Annotated in this window: 14 protein-coding genes; 13 read left to right on the top strand and 1 reads right to left on the bottom strand. The window is 71.1% G+C overall.

Translation table 11 applies throughout. The features are described from left to right. Window positions 1-121 precede the first annotated feature (121 nt). The 7 genes from QSK18_RS20330 to QSK18_RS20300 are packed head-to-tail and all read left to right on the top strand — an operon-like array spanning window position 122 to window position 12,612. A complete protein-coding gene (locus QSK18_RS20330; RefSeq protein ID WP_285621796.1) occupies window positions 122-5,599 on the top strand; it encodes a non-ribosomal peptide synthetase in 5,478 nt (1,825 codons plus the stop codon). After that, window positions 5,596-6,759: an NAD(P)H-binding protein gene (locus QSK18_RS20325; RefSeq protein WP_285621793.1), complete on the top strand. Its 1,164-nt coding sequence runs from the start codon at window positions 5,596-5,598 to the stop codon at window positions 6,757-6,759. Before QSK18_RS20330 ends, QSK18_RS20325 begins: the two co-directional genes overlap by 4 nt. Continuing rightward, window positions 6,756-8,585, top strand: coding sequence for a Gfo/Idh/MocA family oxidoreductase (locus QSK18_RS20320; RefSeq protein ID WP_285621786.1), 1,830 nt, complete (start codon window positions 6,756-6,758; stop codon window positions 8,583-8,585). Before QSK18_RS20325 ends, QSK18_RS20320 begins: the two co-directional genes overlap by 4 nt. 7 nt (window positions 8,586-8,592) lie before the next feature. Beyond that, on the top strand, window positions 8,593-9,822 hold the full coding sequence (locus tag QSK18_RS20315) for a cytochrome P450 (protein ID WP_285621784.1): 1,230 nt from the start codon (window positions 8,593-8,595) through the stop codon (window positions 9,820-9,822). After that, complete coding sequence (locus tag QSK18_RS20310; RefSeq protein WP_285621782.1) at window positions 9,819-10,598, top strand: thioesterase II family protein; 780 nt, start codon at window positions 9,819-9,821, stop codon at window positions 10,596-10,598. Before QSK18_RS20315 ends, QSK18_RS20310 begins: the two co-directional genes overlap by 4 nt. Beyond that, window positions 10,595-11,347, top strand: a complete 753-nt coding sequence (locus tag QSK18_RS20305; RefSeq protein WP_285621780.1) for a class I SAM-dependent methyltransferase — start codon at window positions 10,595-10,597, stop codon at window positions 11,345-11,347. Before QSK18_RS20310 ends, QSK18_RS20305 begins: the two co-directional genes overlap by 4 nt. After that, a complete protein-coding gene (locus tag QSK18_RS20300) occupies window positions 11,347-12,612 on the top strand; it encodes a salicylate synthase (protein ID WP_285621777.1) in 1,266 nt (421 codons plus the stop codon). The genes QSK18_RS20305 and QSK18_RS20300 overlap by 1 nt, the downstream gene beginning before the upstream one ends. Here QSK18_RS20300 and QSK18_RS20295 read toward each other — a convergent pair. Beyond that, window positions 12,590-13,225, bottom strand: a complete 636-nt coding sequence (locus QSK18_RS20295) for a TetR/AcrR family transcriptional regulator (RefSeq protein WP_285621774.1) — start codon at window positions 13,223-13,225, stop codon at window positions 12,590-12,592. The two genes, QSK18_RS20300 and QSK18_RS20295, sit on opposite strands and share 23 nt — an antisense overlap. A gap of 122 nt (window positions 13,226-13,347) precedes the next feature. On the opposite strand from QSK18_RS20295, the gene QSK18_RS20290 reads away from it, so the two are divergent. Genes QSK18_RS20290 through QSK18_RS20265 form a run of 6 tightly spaced genes read left to right on the top strand, consistent with a single transcriptional unit; the run spans window position 13,348 to window position 21,460 of the window. Further along, on the top strand, window positions 13,348-14,871 hold the full coding sequence (locus QSK18_RS20290) for an ABC transporter substrate-binding protein (protein WP_285621771.1): 1,524 nt from the start codon (window positions 13,348-13,350) through the stop codon (window positions 14,869-14,871). Beyond that, a complete protein-coding gene (locus tag QSK18_RS20285; RefSeq protein WP_285621768.1) occupies window positions 14,868-15,821 on the top strand; it encodes an ABC transporter permease in 954 nt (317 codons plus the stop codon). Before QSK18_RS20290 ends, QSK18_RS20285 begins: the two co-directional genes overlap by 4 nt. Further along, the gene (locus QSK18_RS20280; RefSeq protein WP_285621765.1) at window positions 15,818-16,609 is read left to right on the top strand and encodes an ABC transporter permease; all 792 of its coding nucleotides are present in this window, start codon (window positions 15,818-15,820) and stop codon (window positions 16,607-16,609) included. Before QSK18_RS20285 ends, QSK18_RS20280 begins: the two co-directional genes overlap by 4 nt. Next, window positions 16,606-18,039 carry an ABC transporter ATP-binding protein gene (locus QSK18_RS20275; protein ID WP_285621762.1) on the top strand — a complete coding sequence of 478 codons (1,434 nt, stop codon included), beginning with the start codon at window positions 16,606-16,608 and terminating at the stop codon, window positions 18,037-18,039. The genes QSK18_RS20280 and QSK18_RS20275 overlap by 4 nt, the downstream gene beginning before the upstream one ends. Further along, window positions 18,036-19,757: an ABC transporter ATP-binding protein gene (locus QSK18_RS20270; protein WP_285621758.1), complete on the top strand. Its 1,722-nt coding sequence runs from the start codon at window positions 18,036-18,038 to the stop codon at window positions 19,755-19,757. Before QSK18_RS20275 ends, QSK18_RS20270 begins: the two co-directional genes overlap by 4 nt. Then, window positions 19,757-21,460 carry an ABC transporter ATP-binding protein gene (locus QSK18_RS20265; protein ID WP_285621756.1) on the top strand — a complete coding sequence of 568 codons (1,704 nt, stop codon included), beginning with the start codon at window positions 19,757-19,759 and terminating at the stop codon, window positions 21,458-21,460. The genes QSK18_RS20270 and QSK18_RS20265 overlap by 1 nt, the downstream gene beginning before the upstream one ends. Window positions 21,461-21,480: the final 20 nt, after the last annotated feature.

Raw genomic sequence — 21,480 nt, 5'->3', positions numbered from 1 at the left:
GAAAATCATTCTCAATTAGTAGTCAGTCCGAGGCGCCCGGCGCAACCCCCGGCCGGGTGCTCGAACCAGCGGGGGAGACGTCTCGCGGCGTGGTCCGCGACGTGAAAGGACAACCATCTCCGTGGAGCTTGACGACCTTGTGCAGAGTCTCGAGAGCGCCGGCGTCCGCCTCTGGGTGGACGGTGGTGAGCTGCGGTTCCGGGCCCCGCGAGGGGCTTTCGGTCAGGACCTGAAGGATCAGGTGAGGCTTCACCGGCAGGCCCTGGTCGAGCGTCTCGACGGCGCGCTCGGGCTGCCCCGGGCCGTGCCCGACCCGCAGGGGGCGCACCGGCCCTTCCCTCTGACGGAGGTGCAGGCTGCGTATCTCACCGGCCGTAGCGCCGCCTACGAGTACGGCGGGATTGCCTGTCATGCATATGTCGAGATCAGGTATGCAGACCTGGAGCCGGAGGCGGTCCGGAGGGCCTGGACGGAGCTGGTTCGTCGTCACGGCGCGTTGCGAACCGTGGTGCACCCAGACGGGACTCAGCATGTCCTGGAGCAGGTGCCGGAGCTTCCGGTCGGGGAGGACGACCTGCGCGGCCAGGCCTCCGAGGTCGTCGAGCGGGCGGTGGTGCGCACCCGTGAGCGCCTTCAGGCCCGAGACGTCCCGCCGGACCGCTGGCCCCTGATCGACCTGCACCTCACCCGGGGGGACGGCCTGGCGGTGCTGCATCTGGGCATCGAGCTGCTGGCGGCCGACTACGCCGGGGTGCAGCAGTTGCTCGCCGAGTCCGACCTTCTGCTCTCCGGGCGGCAGCAGGACGTGCCGGTTCCGGAGCTCACTTTCCGCGACTACGTCACTGCCCGTCGGGCGATCTCTGAAACCGCCCACTTCCAGCGCGATCGCGCCTACTGGCGCAAGCGCGCCGGAACCCTGCCGGGTGCGCCGGAGCTTCCCCTGGCCGGCGCAAGCGCACGGGCCACCCAGTCCGTGCCCACCTTCAGCCGCTACGAACGCCCGGTCGAGGCCGTCCGCCTGGAGGCCCTGGAGCGCCGGGCCCGAGAGCGCGACCTCAGCCTCTCGTCGGTCCTGATGACGGCCTACGCGCTGACCATCGCCCGCTGGAGCCGCAATCGTGCGTTCACGCTCACCGTGCCCACCTTCGGCCGGCTGCCGCTGCATCCCGACGTGACGCGACTGGTCGGCGACTTCACCACGATCGAGCTGCTCGAGGTCGACCTCACCGCCCGCCGGAGCATCACCGAGCACGCCCGGGCCATGGCCGGTCGGCTGCTCGAAGACCTGGACCATGCCCTGTTCCCCGGAACCGAGGTGGCGGCCGAGGTCGCCCGTCGCACCGGCCGGAGGCCATTGCTGCCGGTCGTGTTCACCAGCACCCTCGACCTGCCGACGGGGCCGGTCGCACCCAGCACCGGCACGGTGGCCTACGTCTCGACCCGCACACCGCAGGTCTGGATCGACTGTCAGACCGTACGGCGTGACGATGCCCTGGTCCTGTCCTGGGACGTGCGCGACGGTGTGCTGGCCGAAGGGGTCGCGCCGGAGGCGTTCGAGGCGTTCGCCGACCTGGTGAAGGAACTGGCCGAGGACGACTCGGCCTGGGACGCGTACGGCCCGGGTCTGCCCGCGCCGCAGGCGGCTCGCCGGGCCGAGGTCAACGCCACACAGGCGCCGGTGCCCGAAGGGCTCCTGCACGAGGCCTTTCTCGCCCAGGCCCGCCGCACTCCCGATGCGATCGCGGTCGACGGGCCCACCGGCGTCCTCACTTATGCGCAACTGAACGAGCGCGCCGGTGCCGTGGCAGCGGCCCTGACCGCAGTGGCGGCCGGCGAGCCGGTCGCGGTGTACCTGGACAAGGGCGCCGACCAGATCGTCGGCGTGCTAGGGGTTCTGCTGGCGGGTGCGGCCTATCTTCCGGTGGAGACCAGCCAGCCGGCCGCCCGGCGCACGGTCGTGCTGGACAGTGCTCAGGTCACCACCGTGGTCACGTCTTCCGCTCTGGCCGTGCACGCCGATCCCAGCGGGTCGCGGCGTGTCGTGGTCGTGGACGAACTCGACCCGGTCACCGCCCGGCCGGGACGACCGGCCCGGCCGGAAGATCTTGCCTACGTCATCTACACCTCGGGGTCGACCGGTGTGCCCAAGGGGGTGATGATCAGCCACCGGGCCGCCCTGAACACTCTGCAGGACGTGGCCGACCGGATCGGCCTGGGGCCGGACGACGTGGTGCTCGGCCTGGCCGGGCTGGGTTTCGACCTGTCCGTGTTCGACGTCTTCGCCACCCTGGGAAGGGGCGGCACCCTGGTCCTGCCCGATCCGCAGCGTCGCGCAGACCCGTCGCACTGGGCCGAACTGGCTGTCAGTCATCGGATCTCGGTCTGGAACTCGGTGCCCGGCCAGCTGCAGATGCTGATCGACTACCTGCGCACCGATCCGGGTACGGTTCCGGCCTCGTTGCGGGTGGCGCTGCTGAGCGGAGACTGGATCCCGGTCACCCTGCCCGACGCCGCCCGCGCCCTGATGCCCGAACTGCAGGTGATCAGCATGGGGGGCGCCACCGAGGCCGCGGTCTGGTCGATCTGGCACACCATCGACGGGGTGGATCCGGACCGGCCGAGCATCCCGTACGGAAAGCCGCTGGCCAACCAGAGCTTCCAGGTGCTCGACGCAGATCTGGAACCGGTGCCCGACTGGTGCCCGGGCGAGCTGTTCATCGGCGGCCTGGGGGTGGCCATGGGCTACCTGGGCGATGCCGAGAAGACGGCCGAACGATTCATCGTTCACCCGGTCAGCGGCGAGCGCCTCTACCGCACCGGCGACCTGGGGCGCTACCGGCCCGACGGCGAGATCGAGTTCCTCGGCCGCGAGGACACTCAGGTGAAGCTCCGTGGCTACCGCATCGAACTGGCCGAGGTCGAGGCGGCGATCCTGGCCGATCCGGCGGTGGGGGCAGCGGCCGCCGTGGTCGACACCGAACCTTCGGGGGCACGGACCCTCGTCGGCGTGATCGAGCCCGCGGTCCTCGAGCCGGGCCCGGTCGACCCATGGCGTGCCGAGTGGGAAGACACCGTGGGAAAGGCCAGGTCGGCGTCCACCCGGGTACAGCAGGCGATGGATCTGAGCGCGTTCGCGGCCTTCCGGGAGGCGCTGGGGCAGGCATCGGTCGTGGCGATGACCAGGTTGCTGCGCGAGCGCGGGGCGGTGCCCGCGACGGGGGCTACTCCGGACGAGATCTGTGCGGCGCTGGGGGCCACCGCCCTGACTGCACCGGTGGTCCGGCGATGGCTGCCGGCCCTGGAAGAAGCCGGAGTAGTGAAGGCGGCCGAGAACGGTCGGTGGCGGTTCACGGACACCGCCCCGGAAGACGCCTCTGAGAGCCTCAAGAACGTCGCAGCAGCCGTGGAGCACGGCGCCGATCTGGCCCGCATCGTGACCATCGGCATCGAGAACCTCGGTGGCCTCGTCGACGGGACCACCGACGTCCGTGAGCTGTTCTTTCCCGGTGCCCAGCCGGAACTGATGCTCGGCGCCTACCGGGACAACCTGGCCGTCGCCCACCTGCACGAGGCCCTCGGAGCCGCCTTGGGCGAGGTGGCCGGGCGCCGCCCGCAGCCGCTGCGCGTGCTGGAGGTGGGCGGAGGCATCGCCGGAACCACCTCGAAGCTGGTACCTGCCCTGGCCGCCCACCGGCCCGACTACCTCTTCACCGACCCGGCGGCCTTCTTCGTCGCCGAGACCACCGACCGCTTCCCCGAACACCCCTGGGTCCGCACCGCCCGTCTCGACCTGCGCGAGGACCCGGCGCTCCAGGGGCTGGGAGCGAACAGCGTCGACGTGGTGGTGGCCGGTAACCACCTGCACGCTCTGCCCGACATCGATGCGGCCCTGCGCCACGTGCACGGCGTCCTCGGACCCGGTGGCTGGATCGCCGTGATCGAGCAGACCCACGACGACGACCCGGCCCTCCTGGTCTCCACCGAGTTCCTCGAGGCCGCGGCCGGCCCGGTGCACGATGCCCGGGCCGTCGACGGGCGGGCCTTCCTCAGCGACACGCAGTGGCGGCAGGCCCTCCACGCGGCCGGATTCGTTGTACGGGGCGAGCTTCCGGGTCCGGACGAGCCGCTGGCCGCCACCGGCCAGCGCCTGATCCTGGCGCAGGCCAAGACCATCCGGGCGGTGGTGGAACCGCAGGAGCTCACCCGTCGGGCCTCCGAACTGCTGCCCGGCTACATGGTGCCCAGCCGCTGGGTGGTCCTCGACCGGATGCCGTTGTCCAGCAACGGCAAGGTCGACCGCACCGCCCTGGCCGCCGTCGTTGCCACCACCGCAGCCACCGCCGGTCCGGCCGGCGCCGGAGGTACCCCTCAGGGCGCATTGGAACGTCAGCTGTCCGAGCTGTGGGCCGAACTGCTGGGCGTGGAACAGGTCGGCCGCGACGACGACTTCTTCGCGCTGGGCGGGGACTCCCTGCTCGTGGCCCGCCTAGTCGCACTTCTGCGCGAGCGGGTGCCGGGGGTCGTCACCGCGGAGTGGGAGGTGGTGCTGCGCGAGATGTTGCGCCGTCCCACCATCGCCGCGCTGGCCGGTTATCTGCGCGGTCTTTCGGGAACCAGAACTGAGAACGAGGGCCAGGAAACAGTGCCCAAGCGCACCAATGCGGTGGTCCCGTTGCACGGAGACCCGCACGGCAACGGCCCGCTGACCGTGCTGGTGCACGCCGGCACCGGCACCGTCATGCCCTACCGGGCCCTGATCACCGAGATCCGCCGCCGCTCGGCCGGAACCGGGCACGTGGTCGGCGTGGAGGTGCCGCACCTGCCGGACTTCCTCCAGGCCGAACCGGAGGGGCTGATCGAGGAGGTCTCGGCCCGCTACGTGAAGGAGCTCCTGCCCCTGGCCCGCGGGCCGGTGCACGTGATCGGCTACTGCCTGGGCGGTCTGATCGCCACCGAGATCGCCCGCGGGCTGGCCGAGGCCGGGGCCGACGTCGCCACCTTCACCGCGATCAGCAGTCACAGCCCTCGTTTCCGCCTGGACGACGAGCTGCTCAGCGAGTACTCGTTCGCGATCATGATGGGCATCGATCCGCAGGCCCTCGGGTTCCCGGCCGACGAACTGCGGGTGGCGGCCGCTGCCGATGCCGCTCTGGCGGCGGGCAACGGCGTGATCGAGAGCGGCGCATTCACCCGGTTGGGAGCCGACTTCGCCGACGTGCGTGAGCGTTTCACCGCGCTTTCGGCGCTGCCCAAGGCGCAGCGGGTGGAGCGGCTGTGCGAGCTGGTGCCCGCCACGGCCGGGATGTACGAGCCCGAGCACATGGACCGGTTGCGCGAGACGTTCCGCCAGAGCGTCTTCGCCATCACCCGCTACCAGCCCGAGCCCTACGCGGGAGACATCACCTTCCTGCGCCACAGTGGCGCCTACCCCTTCCCGGGCAGTCGCGATGCGGTCACTCAGCACTGGTCCGAGCTGTGCCTGGGCGACCTGGACATCGTGGACGTGCCCGGAGACCACTTCACCTGCATCGACGTGGACCATGCGGCCGGTCTGCTGGACACCCTGGTGCGGATCACCGATGGGGCGGTGCTGCGATGAGGCCGATCGCGGTGCTCGGTGCCTCGGGTGAGGTTGGATCAGCCGCCGTCGAAGCGTTGCGGCGGCTCGGGCTCGGCCCGGTGCGGCTCGGAGCACGCAACCGTGCCCGTCTGCAGGCCGCCTTCCCCGGTGAGAATGACGTGGTTGCCGTAGATGTGACCGACGCGGCGGCACTGCGCGCCTTCGTGCGGGGTTGTGCTGTGGTGCTCGACTGCACCGGTCCCAGCTACGAGTTGGGTGAGGCGGTACCGTTCGCGGCGCTGACCGAGGGCGTGCCGTGCGTGCTGGTGACGGGGGAGCAACCGGTCTTCGAGGCGCTGACGGGCGCGGGCAGTGTGGCGAGCGAGACGCCGGTCGTACTTTCCGCGGGCACCCTGCCCGGCCTGTCCGGTCTGCTGCCGCGGCTTCTGGGGCAGAACTATGGACGGGGCGGCGCGTCTTCGTCGGGATCGGTCACCTCTCGAACGTCCCCGGCGACACCAGGCGCGAGTCTGGTCGTGCACACGGGTGGCCGGGAACGGGCCACCACCACCGTGGCCGCCGATCTGGTGCTCTCTCTCGGCGCGGTGGCCGATGCCAACCTGTTCGGTGAGGCCGGGGCGGCCTGGCGCGAGGGGGCCCGGCGTTCCCGGGTTCTCGTGCCGGACGACGATGTGGAGGCGCCCGGCTTCCCGGGCCGGGTCGCGGTTCAGCCCTTCCTCAGTCTCGAGTCCGAACGCGTGGCGGCTGACCTCGGGCTACGCAGTCTGGAGGCCTGGCACGTCCATCCCGGCCCGGCCGTCCGCTCGGTCCTGGCCACGCTGCCGGCCGCCCAGCAGGCGAACACCCCGATGGCCGAACTGACCGAGCGCATCCTGCGGGCGGCCGAGATCGACCTGACCGGCCGGGCCCCCTACTACCGCATGGTCTTCACGCTCACCGAGGCCGCCGGCGCCGAGAGGTCGGCCCTGGTCACCAGCCCGGACAGCTACCGGCTGACCGCAGCGGTAGGAGCCTGCACGGTGCAGCAGGTCCTGGACGGCCAGGTGCCGCCCGGCGTGCACTTCGCCGACCGGGCCCTGGATCCCCAGAAGCTGCTGGAAGACCTGGCCACGGCCGATCCGGGCACCCGGATCGACCTGGTGGAGGGTGGCGCCGAGGACGAGGAAGGAGCGTTGTGACCGGCGGACTCGCCGACATCCCGAGAGTCGTCGTGGTGGGCGGTGGCTTCGGGCGGATCCACGCCGAAGCCGTGGCCGGGAGTCGGGGCTCCTACGAACTGGCCGGCGTGGCCGGAAAGGGCGGCGCGGCGTCCCGCGAACTGGCCCAGGCCCACGGCGTGCCGTACTTCGATCTGTCTCGGAGCCTGGACGACCTGCCGCTCGTGGCCGACATCGCCTGCGTGGCGGTTGGATCGGCCATCTCCGGCGGCCCGGGAACGGATCTGGCGCAACAGCTCCTGAGCCGCGGCCTGCACGTGCTGCAGGAGCATCCGCTGCACCCCGACGAAATCCTGGCCTGCGCCCGCACCGCCCGCCGGCACGGCGTTCAGCACCGGGTGAACCTGCACTACCGCCAGGTGCGGCCGGTACGGGTCTTCATCGAGGCCGCCCAGCGGCTGATCGCCCGCAGCGAGCCGCTTTTCGTGGACGCGGCCGCGCCCGTGCACGTCCTGCACCCTTTGATTGATGTTCTGGCCGCGGCGCTGGGCGGGGTACGGCCGTGGAGCTGGAACGAACCAACTGGGGACGGGGCGCTGCGGTCGATCACGGGAACGCTGGCTGGGGTGCCGGTCACCTTGCGAGTACAGAACCAGCTCGACCCGCTGGACCGGGACAACCACGCGCTGCTGTGGCACCGGATCGCCCTGGGTACCTCGGCCGGGGTGCTCACGCTGGCCGACACCCACGGCCCGGTGCTGTGGAGCCCGCGCTGGCACGCCGACCGCGATGAGCATCACCGGCTCGTGCTGCGGGGAGACGAACGACTGGACCAGGCCAGCACGACGGTCCTTGCCGGTAGCGAGGCCACGACCATGGCCGAGGCGATGGGGCAGTGGTGGCCCGAAGCCGTGACCCGGGCCCTGGACGGTCTGGTCGAGGCGGCTGCTGCTCAGGCCGACCCGTTGAAGCAGGCGCAGCTCGACCTCTCCACCGCCCGGATCTGGAACAACCTCACGTCTGTCCTCGGCCCGCCGGAACGGATCACCGCTTCTGCTCCGGTGATCATCCCGGTCGGCGACCTCACAACCGGGCACGAACCAGCCGGAGCGACGGTGCCGCAGGGGTACTCGCTCGAGGCTGAGTTCTACGACCTGGTGGCCGGGCAGCGCACCGACGCGGTCAGCAACGTGGTGGGGGCGCTGGCGGGTCTCACCGATCAGGACGGGCCGATCGTCGAGATCGGCGCCGGCACCGGGCTGCTCACGGCCGCCGTCGCCAGGGCGCTACCCGGGGCCAGAATCATTGCGGCCGAGCCCGACCCGATCATGCGGGCGGTGCTGACCTCCAAGGTGGTCCGCGATCCGCACCTGCGCGACCGGGTCACGGTCACCGACGGCGCGGCCCCCGACCTGGAACTGCCGGAGCGGATCGGCGCCGCCGTGGTCTGCGGGGTGGCCGGGCATCTGAGCACCGACGCGCGGCGGACGCTGTGGAAGCGGCTGTCGGAAAGACTCGTACCCGATGCCCCGCTGGTGGTCGAACTGCTGGCACTCGGCCCTGACGCAGACTTCGGGCCTCTGCGACTGGGCGAGACGCGCATCGGCAGCGACGACGTCCATTGGTCGCTCTCGGTCGCCCCGCATCCCGACGGCAGTGAGATGACCAGCACCTGGGAAGTCTCGCGGGCCGGTGCCGTACATCGTTCCGCCGTTGCCCAGCACATCTGGCGGCCCGTCACCCTGGCCGACGTCGCGGCCGAGTCCGGCCTGGAGCTGCAGGTTCTCAACGCCGACGGTGCCGTACCGCTCGGCGTCCTGCGCCCCGCATCCCTTCACCAGCACTAGAGGAGCCATGAGCACAAACCCCGAACCGCGGTGCCCGGTCACCGGCGCGACCCTGGCCGACTTCCCCTTCACCCGCGAACAGCCGTTCGCACCACCGGCGGCCTACCGCACGATGCGTGAGGACGACCCGCTGCCGCAGGTCCGGATCCCGACCGGCAAGACCCCGCATCTGGTCACCCGCTACGCGGACGTGCGGGCGGCCCTGGCCGATCCGGCGGTCAGCTCGGACGTGCGGATCCCGGCCTTCCCGGCCATGGGGGCGGGGGAGCAGGAGGCTGCGGCCAAGGCCCGGCCGTTCATCCGCACCGACCCGCCCGAGCACACCAGGATCCGCCGCATGCTGGTGGCCGAGTTCACCATGCGCCGCACCGAGGCCCTGCGGCCGAGGATCCGGGCCACCGCCGAACGCCGGCTCGACCTGATGCAGCGCACCGGCGCCCCGGCCGACCTGGTCACCGACTACGCCAACGTGCTGTCCACCACCACCGTGCTCGAACTGTTCGGGGCTCCAACCGACGACGTGGAGTTCTTCCGCGACGTCACCCGGGTCTCCGGTGGGCGCGACAGCACCGCCGAAGAGGTCAACGCGGCTCTGGGGCGGTTGTTCGGCATGCTCAACGCCCTGGTGGACGAGCGCATCGACAAGCCCGGCGAGGATCTGCTGTCGGCCCTGGTGCAGCGCTACCTGATGCCCGAGCTGATCACCCGCCAGGAACTGCTCTCCACCATCGGTATCACCATCGTGGCCGGCCGCGAGACCACCACCAGCATGATCACCCTGGGCGCGCTCTACCTGAGCCGCAATCCGCAGCTGCGCGACCGGGTGCTGGCCGATCCGAAGCTCTGGGCCCCGGTCATCGAGGAACTGCTGCGGGTGCTGAGCGTGGCCGACACCATCCCGCTGCGGGTGGCCCGCTCGGACGTCGCCCTGCCCGGCGGAACCGTTCCCGAGGGCGAAGGCATCATCGCGCTGCTCGCCGCGGCCAACCACGACCCGGCCGAGTTCCCCGACCCGGAACTCGTCGACCCGGAGCGTCCGCAGAAGCACCACCTGGCCTTCGGCCACGGAATCCACCAGTGCCTGGGACAGAACCTGGCCCGGGTCGAGCTGCACGAGGCCCTGGCCGCGCTGTTCGCCCGCATGCCGCACCTGCGTGAGGCCGACCCGGGCGCACCACTGGACGTCAAGCCCGACTCCGCCACCTACGGCCTGGAATCGCTGCGGGTCGCCTGGTGAACCCCTGGCTGCGTTGCTACAGGCCGAAACCGGCGGCGGCCGTCCGGCTGGTCTGCTTCCCGCACGCCGGGGGCGGCCCGTCCTCCTTCCGGGCCTGGGACGCCCTGCTGCCGGACTCGGTGGAACTGCTGTCGGCCTGCTACCCGGGCCGGGAAGACCGGTTCGGCGAGCGGGCCGCCTCCGGCCTGGCCGAGATGAGCAAGGACCTGGCCGAGGCGCTGCGCCCGCTGCTGGACCGGCCGTGGATCGCGTTCGGCCACAGCATGGGCACGATGGTGGCCTACGAGACCGTCCGCCAGCTCCAGGACCAGGGCGCCCGCCTGCCTCTGTCGCTGCACGTCTCCGGGCGCCGATCTCCCGACCGAGGGCTGGGCGGCTCCGTGCACAGCTCCGACGAGGAGGGGCTGCGCGCCGAACTGGAACGTCTGGGCGGCACTCCGGCCGAGGTCCTCGACGACGAGGTGCTGCGCTCGGCCGTGCTGGGTACGGTCCGCGACGACTACCGGCTGGTCGAGACCTACCGCCCGATCCCCGGCGCGCCGGTGCACTGCCCGATCCGCGTCCTGGGCGGGCGCGAAGACCCGGAACTGGCCGGGCCCAGCGAGGACGGCGCATTCGGCTGGACCCGCTTCGGCACCGGCCGCGTGGTCACCCGCATGCTGCCGGGTGACCACTTCTACCTGGTGCCCCAGCGCCGGGCGGTGGTCTCGGACGTGCTGGCCGTGCTCGACCCCGCGCTGACCGGGACCGGCCGCAGTTGGCCGGACACACCGTGAGCGGCGAAGACGTCGGCGCCTACGCAGACATGGCCGAGTTCTACGAACTGGTCGCCGAGCAACAGGCCCGGCGCAGCGGCCCGCTGCTGCGCCAGGCTCTGTCCGGCTCGCCGGCAGAGGCCGGAACCCTGGTCGAGATCGGCTCCGGCACCGGACGCATCACCGAGATCATCGCCGACACCGTTCCCGCCGCCGACATTCTCGCGGTGGAGCCGGCACCCGGTATGCGGGCCGTACTGACCTCCCGGCTCACCGGCGACCTGCGCTCGCGGGTGACGGTCTCGACCGAAGCCGCCCCGGAGCTGGCGTTGCCCAGCCGGATCCGGGCGGCAGTGGTGTTCGGGGTGGCCGGTCATCTGGACGCCGAGGCCCGCACCCGGCTGTGGGGGCGGCTGCGGGAGCGCCTGATTCCCGGCGGCGTGATCGTGGTGGAACTGATGGGCGTGCGCAGCAACCGGCCACTGCCGGAGGTCTGCCAGTTGCGCTCGCACGTGGGCGATCTGACCTACGAGTGGTGGGTCGGCGGCACCCCTGAGCCGGACGGCGCCATGCGGTTCAGCTCCCGCTGGGTGGTGCGCGACCCGGCCGGTGCAGTGAAGCGAGAGGTCCGCGGCGGCTACCGGTGGCACGCCGTGGGAGTCGAGGAACTGGCCCGGGAGTCCGGTCTGCAGGTCGAGCCGCTCGGCGGACGCACCGGCTCCGGCCTGCCCGAGGTCGCAGTGCTGCACGATCCGAGAAAGGTCCACTGATGTCCGAAACGCTGACCTCGCCGGCCCAGGCCCAGGCCCCGGAGGAGGAGGTGCTCGAGACGGCGGTGCGTATGGCCGCGGGTGGCCCGCTCGTCGTGTACCAGAACGGCCCGGTCACCCGGCACGCCGTGGGAGTCCGCGCCGAGCTGAGGTTCTCGGCCCAGAAGCTGACGTCGTCGTGGGCCGCACCGGTGAGCCGGCCGCAACTGAGCGACGTGGCCAGGGTGCTCGAGGCCTGCCCGTACCCGCAGTGGAGGGTGTTCGGCTGGGCCCGGTTCGAGCTCGCGCTGCACCGGGCCGGTCTGGAGACCGGGCTCGAGGGGGACGAGACCCTGCTGCACCTGATCGTGCCCGAGGTCGAGCTGGTCGCCGATCGCCCCGACGAGCCGGGGGAGATCAGCAGCTCGGTCAGCCCGGTCAGCCCGGTCAGCCCGGACCTGCTGGTCGGCGCAGACACCTACCGTTCGGTCGTGGCGCAGGCGGTCGAGGAGATCCGGACCACCGCTCTGGACAAGGTGATTCTGTCTCGGGCCGTCGAGCTGCCGCCCGGAATCGATCTGGTGGCAACATTTCGGCGGGGCCGCAGGGCGGTCGCGGCGGCGCGGAGCTTCCATCTCGATCTGGGCGGCTGGCAGGCCACCGGCTTCAGCCCGGAGACCGTGGTCGAGGTGGCGCCGGACGGTCAGGTCAGTACCCAGCCCCTGGCCGGTACCCGGGCCTTCGGGCTGGGGCCGGAGAAGGACGCGGCCAACCGCTCCGAGCTGCTCTCGGACCTGAAGGAGATCGCCGAGCACGCGACCAGTGTGCGGCTGGCCCTGGACGAGGCCGAGGCGATCTGCGAGGAGGGCAGCGTGCACGTGGGGGAGTTCATGCGGGTGCTGCCGCGCGGCGCGGTGCAGCATCTGGCCTCCCGGGTGAAAGGCCGGCTGCGGCCCGGTTACGGCGCCTGGGACGCGTTCGCGGCGTTCTTCCCGGCGGTCACCGCCTCGGGTATTCCGAAGGCCGCGGCCTACTCGGCGATCCAGCGGCTGGAGAGCACCCCGCGGGGGTTGTACTCCGGGGCGGTGATCGTGGCCGATCACACCGGGGCGCTCGACGCGGCCCTGGTGCTGCGCAGTGTCTTCACCAACGAAGGACGGTCGTGGTTGCGTGCGGGGGCGGGTGTGGTGGGCGCTTCCCGGCCCGAGCGGGAACTGGAGGAGACGTGCGAAAAGCTCGCCAGCGTCGTCCCCCATCTGGTCCTCAGCCCGGCGCCTCGGTCCTGATCCCGGCGACGATCCAGTCCAGGCCGGTCTCGAAGACGACCTCGCCGGAGAGCGTGAAGAACTCGGGGCCGATCCTGGCCGCGGTGGGATGGTCGGCCTCGTCCACCGTCTGCAGGCCGTCCACGAAGGCCTGGGAACGCCCGGGTCGGCGGGCTGGGAGTTCGGCTGCGTCCTCGATGCTGATCCGGCTGAACGTCCAGCTCATCACCAGCGCGGTGCCCCGGGCGGTGCGGGCGTCGTCCAGCCCGGCGTCGGCCAGGGCCGAGGCCAGGTACTCCAGCAGCCGGTAGGCCTGCGGACCGGAGGGGCCGTTCTCGATCAGCCAGGCGGCCGTGCCGGGGTGAGCACGCAGGACCGCGCGCTGGGCCTGGGCCCAGGCCCGGACACGGTCCTCCCACGGGGCGTCCGGGGCGGCCGACGGCCGGATCGCGGTGCCGATCCGATCGGTGACCAGGCGCACCAGGGTGGGCCGGTCGGTGATGTGCCGGTAGAGCGCCATCGGCGTGACCCCGAAACGCGCACCGACCGCCCGCATGGTGACGCCCGGCAGCCCCTCGGTGCGGCTGATCTCGAGCGCTGCCTGCACGATCGCGTCCTGGTTCAGGGTTCCCACCGGCACGAGGGTAGTGGTTCGAACTACTTGATAACCGTTCTCATTACCGTGGTATACATAGTAAACGTCCGGCATCGGCCGGGCTCGAAGGCATGATCGAATTGGATCGGAAGGGTCGGATGATGGCCACGAGAAGCCGCGCACTGGGCGCCGGCGTTGCTGCGGTACTGGCCGTTGGCCTGGTCGCCGGCTGCGGGGGCGAGTCCTCCGAGGCCGAGGGCGCCGAGGCCGGCGCCAAGAGCGCCGGCACCCTGCGGGCCGCCTTCGCCGGCGGGGCGTCGGAGACGCTGAACTACCTGCAGGGGCCCACGGCGCTGGACTACGTGCGGGCCAAGCTGGTGCACGCGCCGCTGTGCGAGCTGGACGCCGAGGCCGAGAACGGCGTCTCCTACGGCGTTCTGGAGAACATCGAGGTCTCGGACGATCTCGGCGAGTACACGCTGAAGGTGCGCGGCGGCGTCAAGTTCACCGACGGCTCCGACCTGACCAGCAAGGACGTGCTGTACTCGCTGCAGGCGCCGGCCCTGCTGCAGGGTCTGCCGTTCACCCAGCTGGTGTCCCGCGGATTCGACCTGAAGAAAGCGAGCGCCCCGGACGCGTCCACGGTTGTGCTCCCCACCCTCTCGCCGATCGCCGACGGGCGTGACCTGATCTGTCAGAGCATGCTGGCGATCAAGGACGGCACGAAGGAGTTCACTCCCGAGACGCCCTCGTCCGGCCCGTTCAGCATCACCGCCTTCGAGCCGGGGCGCTCCACCACGCTCGAGCGCAGCGACTCCTACTACGGCCAGGCCCCCACGCTGGACGCGATCGAGCTGGTCTCGATCGCCGACCCCACCGCCCGGGTGAACGCCCTGCAGCAGGGGCAGGTCGACTACATCAGCGGTATCGCCCCCGCCCAGGCCAAGACGCTGGAGAGCGCCGACGGCGTCACCGTCACCTCCAGCGAGCTGCCCTACGCCTCGTACCTGCAGTTCAGCATGAACCCGCAGGCCGAGCCGTTCAGCGACGTCAAGGTGCGCCAGGCCTTCAAGCTCGCCGTCGATCGGGAACGGATCGTCGAGAACGTCTACTTCGGGCGGGCATTCGTGGGCAACGACGTGCCCGGCCTCGGCTTCCCCAACTACGACACCGAGCTCGAGCAGCGCGCCCACGACCCGGAGAAGGCCAAGGAGTTGCTCGCCGAAGCCGAAGCCGAAGCCGGGGCCGAAGGGATCGAGGTCGAACTGACCGCCGGACCGGAGATGCCGGGCATGCTCGAGACCGCCACCCTCATCGTCGAGGACCTGAAGGCTGTCGGCGTGAAGGCCACGCTCAAGGAACTGCCCGCCGGTCAGCTGTTCGCCGACTACCCGGCCTACCAGAAGCTTCCGTTCAAGGCCGGATACAACCCGCCCGCCACTTTCGAGCCCAACCACGTCCCGGGGGCCTTCCCTGAGGTGGACGCCCTGGTGGCCCAGGCCCGCAGCGCGACCTCGCCCGAGGCCCGGCTCCAGGCCTCGCACGAGGCCCAGAAACTGCTGTGGGAAGAGGGCAACCAGATCGGCGCGGTCTTCGTGCCCAGCATCAGCGCCGCCCGCAACGGAGTCAGCGGCGTGCGAGAGCTGCAGTTCCCCGACCTCTCCCAGGCAATCGTCTCCGAATGAGCCTGCCCCAGTGGATCGCGGTGAGGGTCGCCACCGGTGCGGCCACTCTCACCGCGCTCTGCGCCCTGGTGTTCTGGGCCACCGAGGTCCTGCCCGGTGATGCGGTCGGCGCAGTTTCGGGCCCAGGAGCAACGGACGCCGAGCGCGCGGCAGTGCGCTCGGCTCTCGGTCTCGATCGTTCGGCTCCAGAGCGGTTCTTCGAGTGGGCCGGGGGAGCGCTGCAGGGAGACTTCGGCACGTCGCTGGTGTCGGGCCGGGACGTCGGGGAGGTCCTGGCCGACCGGGCCGGAGCCAGCCTGGCCGTCCTGGTTCCCGCAGCCGTGCTCATCCTGGTGTTCGCCGGAGGGTTGGGCGTCCTGGCCGGGGTACGGGCCGGGAGCCGCCTGGACAAGATCCTGTCCGGATCGACGCTGGGCCTGATCGGCACCCCGGACTTCCTCATCGCCACCGCCCTGCTCCTGTTGTTCACGCTGTGGTGGCCGGTACTGCCGGCCGTGGCCGTCGTGCCCCTGGGCGAGTCGCCGTGGCAGCACCCCGACGTGATCGTCCTGCCCGCGCTGGCTCTTGCTCTTGGCGGCTTCGGCTCGACCATGCGTCTCCTGCGGGCCTGCGTGGCTCAGGCCACCCGCAGCCCCTACGCAGAGTTCGCTCGCCTCAACGGCATCCTGGGCCCGCGCTATCTGCGCACGGTCGTGTCCAACGCCGCCGGGCCTGCGGTCCACGCCTTCTCGGTGATGACCGCGGGTCTGCTCGGGGGCGGCATCGTGGTCGAGACCCTGTTCAACCTCCCGGGCCTGGGCTACGAACTCACCCGGGCGGTCGGCACCCGCGACGTGCCCCTGGTCCAGGGGATCAGCCTGGTGCTGGGCGCAGCCACGCTGCTGATCCTGCTCGGCGGGGACATCGTCGCCCGGCTGCTCACACGCCGTGGCGTGGAGACGAGCTCATGACCCGCTGGCTGCCGACCGCGGCGGTGGTGTTGCTGGCCCTGGCCGGGCCCTGGCTCGTCGGTGGAAGCATTTCGGCGCCGGTCGCTCCACCCTTTGTGGCGGCCAGTGACGAGCATCTGCTGGGTACCGACGTCCTGGGCCGCGACGTGCTCGACCGGGTGCTGGCCGGGGGCCGTGCGCTGGTGCTGCAGGCGGCGGGCGCGACCCTGCTCGGCAGTGCCGTCGGCCTGGTGCTGGGCATCACCAGCGCCCTGACCCGAGCCCGGGTCGTGCTGCGCATCGTGGACGCCTTCGCCGCCGTACCCGCTCTGCTGCTTCTTCTCCTGCTGGCCTCCGGCTTCAGTGGCAGTGACACCGCCGTGGCGCTGGCCATTGCTCTGGTGAGCGTGCCGTTCTCCGTACGGGTCATTCACGAACGCGTTGCCCACCTGGCCACGACCGACTACGTGCGGGACGCGCAGGCCCGGGGCGACTGCACCCTCGTACTGATCCGTCACGACATCCTGCCGGGGCTGGCCCCGGTCGCCCTGGCCGAGAGCGGCATCCGGTTCGTCGCTGCCACCCAGCTGGCCGCCACGGCCGGATTTCTCGGACTGGGAGCCGGTGCCCCGGCCGCCAACTGGGGCCGCATGGTCCGCGAGAACAGCACCGGCCTGACGATGAACCCGCTTCCCGTGATCGTCCCCGCCGCCCTGCTCGTCGTGCTCGCCGTCGGAGTGACCCTCGTGCTCGACCGGGCGGCGGGGCTTCGGGCCGGCGGGGTGGAGCAGACGGGGCACCTGACATGAGCCTCGCCATCGTGGCGGGACTGAGCATTCACGCCGCGAACGGCACCGCCGTGCTCGACGGCGTTGATCTGCAGCTGTGGCCGGGCACCGTCACCGCTGTCGTCGGAGAATCCGGCGCCGGGAAGACCACGCTGGCCCTCGCCCTGCTCGGCCACCTGGGCCCTGGGCTGCGCCTCACCGGGGGCCAGGTGAGGGTAACCGGGCGAGACCCGTTCGCCGACCGGAAGGCGCTGCGCGGCAAGGTCACGGGCTACCTGCCCCAGGACCCGGCCAGCGCGCTGGACCCGCAGCGCCGCCTTCAGGCCCAACTGCTGACCGCAGCTCGTATCGCCCACCCCGGCCAGGAACGCCAGCAGCTTCAGGAACGCGTGCGTGAAGCTGCCGAGGCCGCCGTGCTCGAGCCGGGACTTCTCAAACGCCACCCGCGCAGCCTGTCCGGCGGTCAGGCCCAACGGGCTCTGCTGGCCTGGACCTTCGTCACCCGGCCCGCGTTGCTGATCCTGGACGAGCCGACCAGCGGCCTTGATGCTGTCACGGCCGCGAGGGTGCACCAGGCCTTCACCACCCTGCCGTGGTCGCCGGCCGTGTTGGTGATCAGCCACGACCACGACCTGGTGGCTGCGGCGGCCGACGAGGTGAGGGAAATACGCAGCGGGCGGTGGGCGCCACCATCATCGCAGCCCGACCAGCCGGCCCGAAGCGCACGCCCGGCCGGGGCCATGACCGACCCCAGGCCCACCGACCGGAAGACCGACGAAAGGCCCGGCCAGGCGTATCTATCGGCCACCGGCCTGTCGCTGTACCGAGGCGGCCGCCCAGTTCTCGCCGCGGCCGACTTACACCTTGATCGCGGCGAAATGCTTGCGATACAAGGCGTCTCCGGCTGCGGCAAGACATCCCTGGGCCGTGCGCTCGCGGGCCTCGCACCACCCACCTCAGGCTCCCTGCTTCTCGACGGGCAAGTGCTCGACTGGGACGCCGCAACCCGCGCCCACAAACGTCAACCATTCATCGCCTATGTCGGTCAGGACGCCCGCGCAGCCCTCAACCCTCACGAAAGTGTCGGCCGCACCCTGCGCCGGGCCGCCGCCGCAGCAACCAGAGCAGGACGAGAAACCCGGATCGAACCCGCCGACCTGCTCAAGCAACTCGGCCTGCCCGAAGACGTAACCCCGCGCACCCCGGACGAGTTCAGCGGCGGGCAACGCCATCGCCTCGCCCTCGCCCGGGCCCTGACCGCCGCCCCCGACGTGCTGATCGCCGACGAGACCCTGGCCGCGCTGGATCACGCCACGACCGAGCAGGTGCTGGAAGCCCTGCAGAAATGGCGCGAAAGCCACGGCATTCCCATGCTCCTGATCACCCACTCCGAGCGCGTCGCGGCGAGCGCCGACCGTGTTCTCACCATCTCCGGAGGCCGACTTCGATGAAAGCGTCCGAACTGCTCCGGCCGGTCCGGGGCGCCCTGACCGCGGCCGTGACGCTCCAGGCTCTGGCCGGCGCCCTGGTGCTGGTGCCACTCATCGTCCTGATCCGCTTCGCCCAGGCCGCCCTGGACGAAGACCCGCTGCCCGGAGGCACTCTGGTCGCCACTGCGGTCATCGCCACGATCGGGGCGGCGCTGCTGTCGGCCGCAGCCACCGTGCTCACCCACCGGGCCGACGCCGACCTGACCTACCAGTTACGTGAGCAGATGGCCGAGACCATCCGCCGGGCTCCGCTTCCCACTGTCACCGGCGCCGGGGCGGCCCGGATCAAGAAGGTGGTGCAGGACGACACCGAAGCTCTGCACTACCTGGTCGGGCACACCCTGCTCGACGTCACCGGCTTCGTGGTCACCCCGGTCGTCGGGCTGGTGGCACTGGCCGTCTTCGACTGGAGACTGGCCCTGATCGGCATCGTGCCGCTGGCCCTGGGCGTCACCTGGTACCTGAAGGCACTGAACGCCTCCGGCGGAGGATTCGCCGAGTTCGGGCGCACACAGCAGGAAATAGGCGCCGCCGTGGTCGACTACGTGCAGGGCCTGCCCAGCGCCAAGGTCTACGGCGGGGCCGGGGGAGCGCGTACTCGCTACCTCGACGCCACCAACGCCTTTCACGACTTCTTCCGAGGTTGGTCTCGGAGTACCGCAGCCGTGACCACAGCTTCCTGGCTCGTCGTGGCTCCCGGTCTGACCGCCGCCGGGTTTGCCCTGATCGGCTGGGCCGGAATGGAACTGGGCTGGGTCGGCCCGGGCGGGCTGGTGGCCGGAGTGCTGTTGGGCCCGGCGATCGGGGCTCCGGTGGCCGTGGTCGGGCCGAGGTTGCAGGCGGTGCGCTCCGGGTTGGCCGCAGCTTCGTCCATCGGCGAGTTCCTGGGGCAAGAACGTCTGGTCTGGGGCAGCGAGCAGGCGAGGGGTGCTTTGCGGCTGGAGCAGGTGAGTCACCGTTACCACGGCGAGCGCGTGGCTTTGGAGAACGTCAGCCTGGACCTGCCCGAGCGTGGGCTCATCGCGCTGGTCGGAACATCCGGCAGCGGCAAGAGTACGATCGCGGCACTGCTGGCCCGATTCACTGATCCCACTGAAGGACGGGTGCTGCTGGGTGGGGTGGATCTGCGCGAGGTGTCGGAGCAGCACCTTTACGAACGGATCGGGTTCGTCTTCCAGGACACCGCTCTGCGGCGGGCCACGGTCCGCGACAATCTGACGGGCGGCGGCGTGATCCCGGACGAGACGGTGATCGAAGCAGCCCGAAAAGCACTGATCCACGACGAGATCAAGGACCTGCCCAATGGGTACGACACGGTGCTCGGGGCGGATTCCGAGCTCTCGGGTGGGCAACGGCAGCGGGTGTGCCTGGCCCGGGCATTCCTGCGAGCGCCCGATGTTCTGGTGCTGGACGAGGCTCTTTCGGCCGTTGATGCGCGCACCCGGTCCGGCCTGGTGCAGACCTTGCGTTCCGAGGCTCAGGAACGGGCCGTGCTGCTGATCGCGCACCAGATGCATCTGGTGCGCGAGGCCGACCTGATCGTGGTGCTGGACCAGGGACGGGTGGCCGGCCTCGGGGCCCACGACCAGCTGGCCCTCACCTGCCCGGCCTACCAGGCCCTGCTGACCGACGACGAATCCGGCGCCCACGGGGCTATCCCGACAGGGAGCCACCTCTGATGCTGCGCAAATTTCTGGCTGTCCTCCCTGAGCGCGACCGGCGCAGTCTGCGCGCGCTGGTCGGCTGGCTCACCGCGGCCGCCGTCCTGCACGGAATCGCTCTGGGCCTGACCGGCCTGCTGATCGCGAACCTGCTCGACCCGGGGGAGTCGGCCGCCCCGGCCGGCATTGCCCTGGGGATGGTCACCCTGGCCTTCGTAATGGTCCAGTGGATCGCCCAGATGATCGCCTTCCGGGTGGGCAGTGAGACCGCCCGGGCCCTGCACACCGAACTCGGCGAGCACGTGGCCCGGCTCCCCCTGGGCTGGTTCACTGCCACCCGGCAGGCCGAGGTGATCGGCTCGGCCACAGGCGGAGTCACGTCACTCATGTCCTACCCGGCGCTACTGCTGCGCCCAGCCCTGACCGCCGTCATCACCCCGATCAGTGCCGCGGCCACGCTGGCCCTGCTCGACTGGCGCTACACCCTCGCCGCGCTCGGAGCCGCCGCGATCAGCTGGTGGGTGAGCCGCTTCAGCACCCGGAAGGCAGCCGAGGTGGACCATCGCCGCCACGAGACCTCGGCCGAGGGCACGAGCCGCCTGCTCGAGTACGCAACCCGGCAACCCCTGATCCGGACTGACCGCGCCTGGGCTCCCACCCCGTCCAAAAGCAGTGATCTTCATCGTGCTCTCGCCGAGGTTCACCGAGCCGGTCGGCGTTCGGCGACCGCCGTCGTCCCCGGTTTGCTGCTCTTCGGAGTCACTCTGAACGCGCTCTTCGCCGGCCTCATCGCCCTGGGTCTGGCCTGGACCGGCAACGGGGGCAGCGCCGTGTTCATCGGCGTCGTCGTGGTTCTGGCCCGGCTCAGCGCCATCGCCTCGACCGGCGCCGAGCTGGCCGCCGGCCTGCGCCTGCAGCAGGGCGCCCTCACCCGGCTGACCGACATCCTGACCAGCCCGCCCCTGGCTGTGCAAACCGTCGAAAAGCATCGCAGCGAAAAAATTGTGGACGTCCGGCAGGTCACCTTCGGGTACGGCGAGACCCCGGTCCTGAGTGACGTGAGCTTCACCCTGCCCCAGCGGGGGCTCACCGCACTGGTCGGGCCCTCAGGTGCGGGCAAGACCACCCTGATCCGCCTGCTCGCCCGCTTCTGGGACCCGACCACCGGTTCCGTGCAGCGTAATGGCGAAGACCTGCGTGCCCTTTCGCCCGAAGACCTCTACGCCGGTATCGGCACGGTGCTGCAGGACGACTACCTGCTCGACACCACCCTGGGCGAGAACATCCGCGCCGGCCGCCCCGACGCCACCGACGCTGAAGTGGCCCAGGCCGTGGCGGCCGCCGGGCTCACTGACCTGATCGCCGAGATCGGCCTTGATGCGCCGGTCGGGCCCGGCGGCAGCAAACTGTCCGGTGGGCAACGGCAACGGGTCTGCGTGGCCCGCGCCCTGCTGAAGTCAGCCCCGCTGACCCTGATGGACGAGGCAACCTCGGCCCTGGACCCGCAGAACCGGCGCCTGATCACCGAAACCGCCTATCAGCTGGCCCAGAACGGCAGTGTGGTCCTGGTCGCTCACGACCTGGACACGATCCGCCGGGCCGACCAGATCCTGGTGCTGGACCAGGGGCGGATCGTGCAGCGGGGCAGGCACGAGGATCTGGCCGCCCAGGACGGCCTGTATCAACGACTCCTGCGCGAGCACGGCGTGCCCACCGTCTGAGAACAGATGTCCAGAGCCTG

The organism is Kineosporia sp. NBRC 101677 (assembly GCF_030269265.1).
In the GTDB taxonomy this organism is placed as follows: Bacteria; Actinomycetota; Actinomycetes; order Actinomycetales; family Kineosporiaceae; genus Kineosporia; species Kineosporia rhizophila.
Note: the sequence above shows the minus strand (reverse complement) of the source record. Positions and strands in the feature narration are given on the sequence as shown.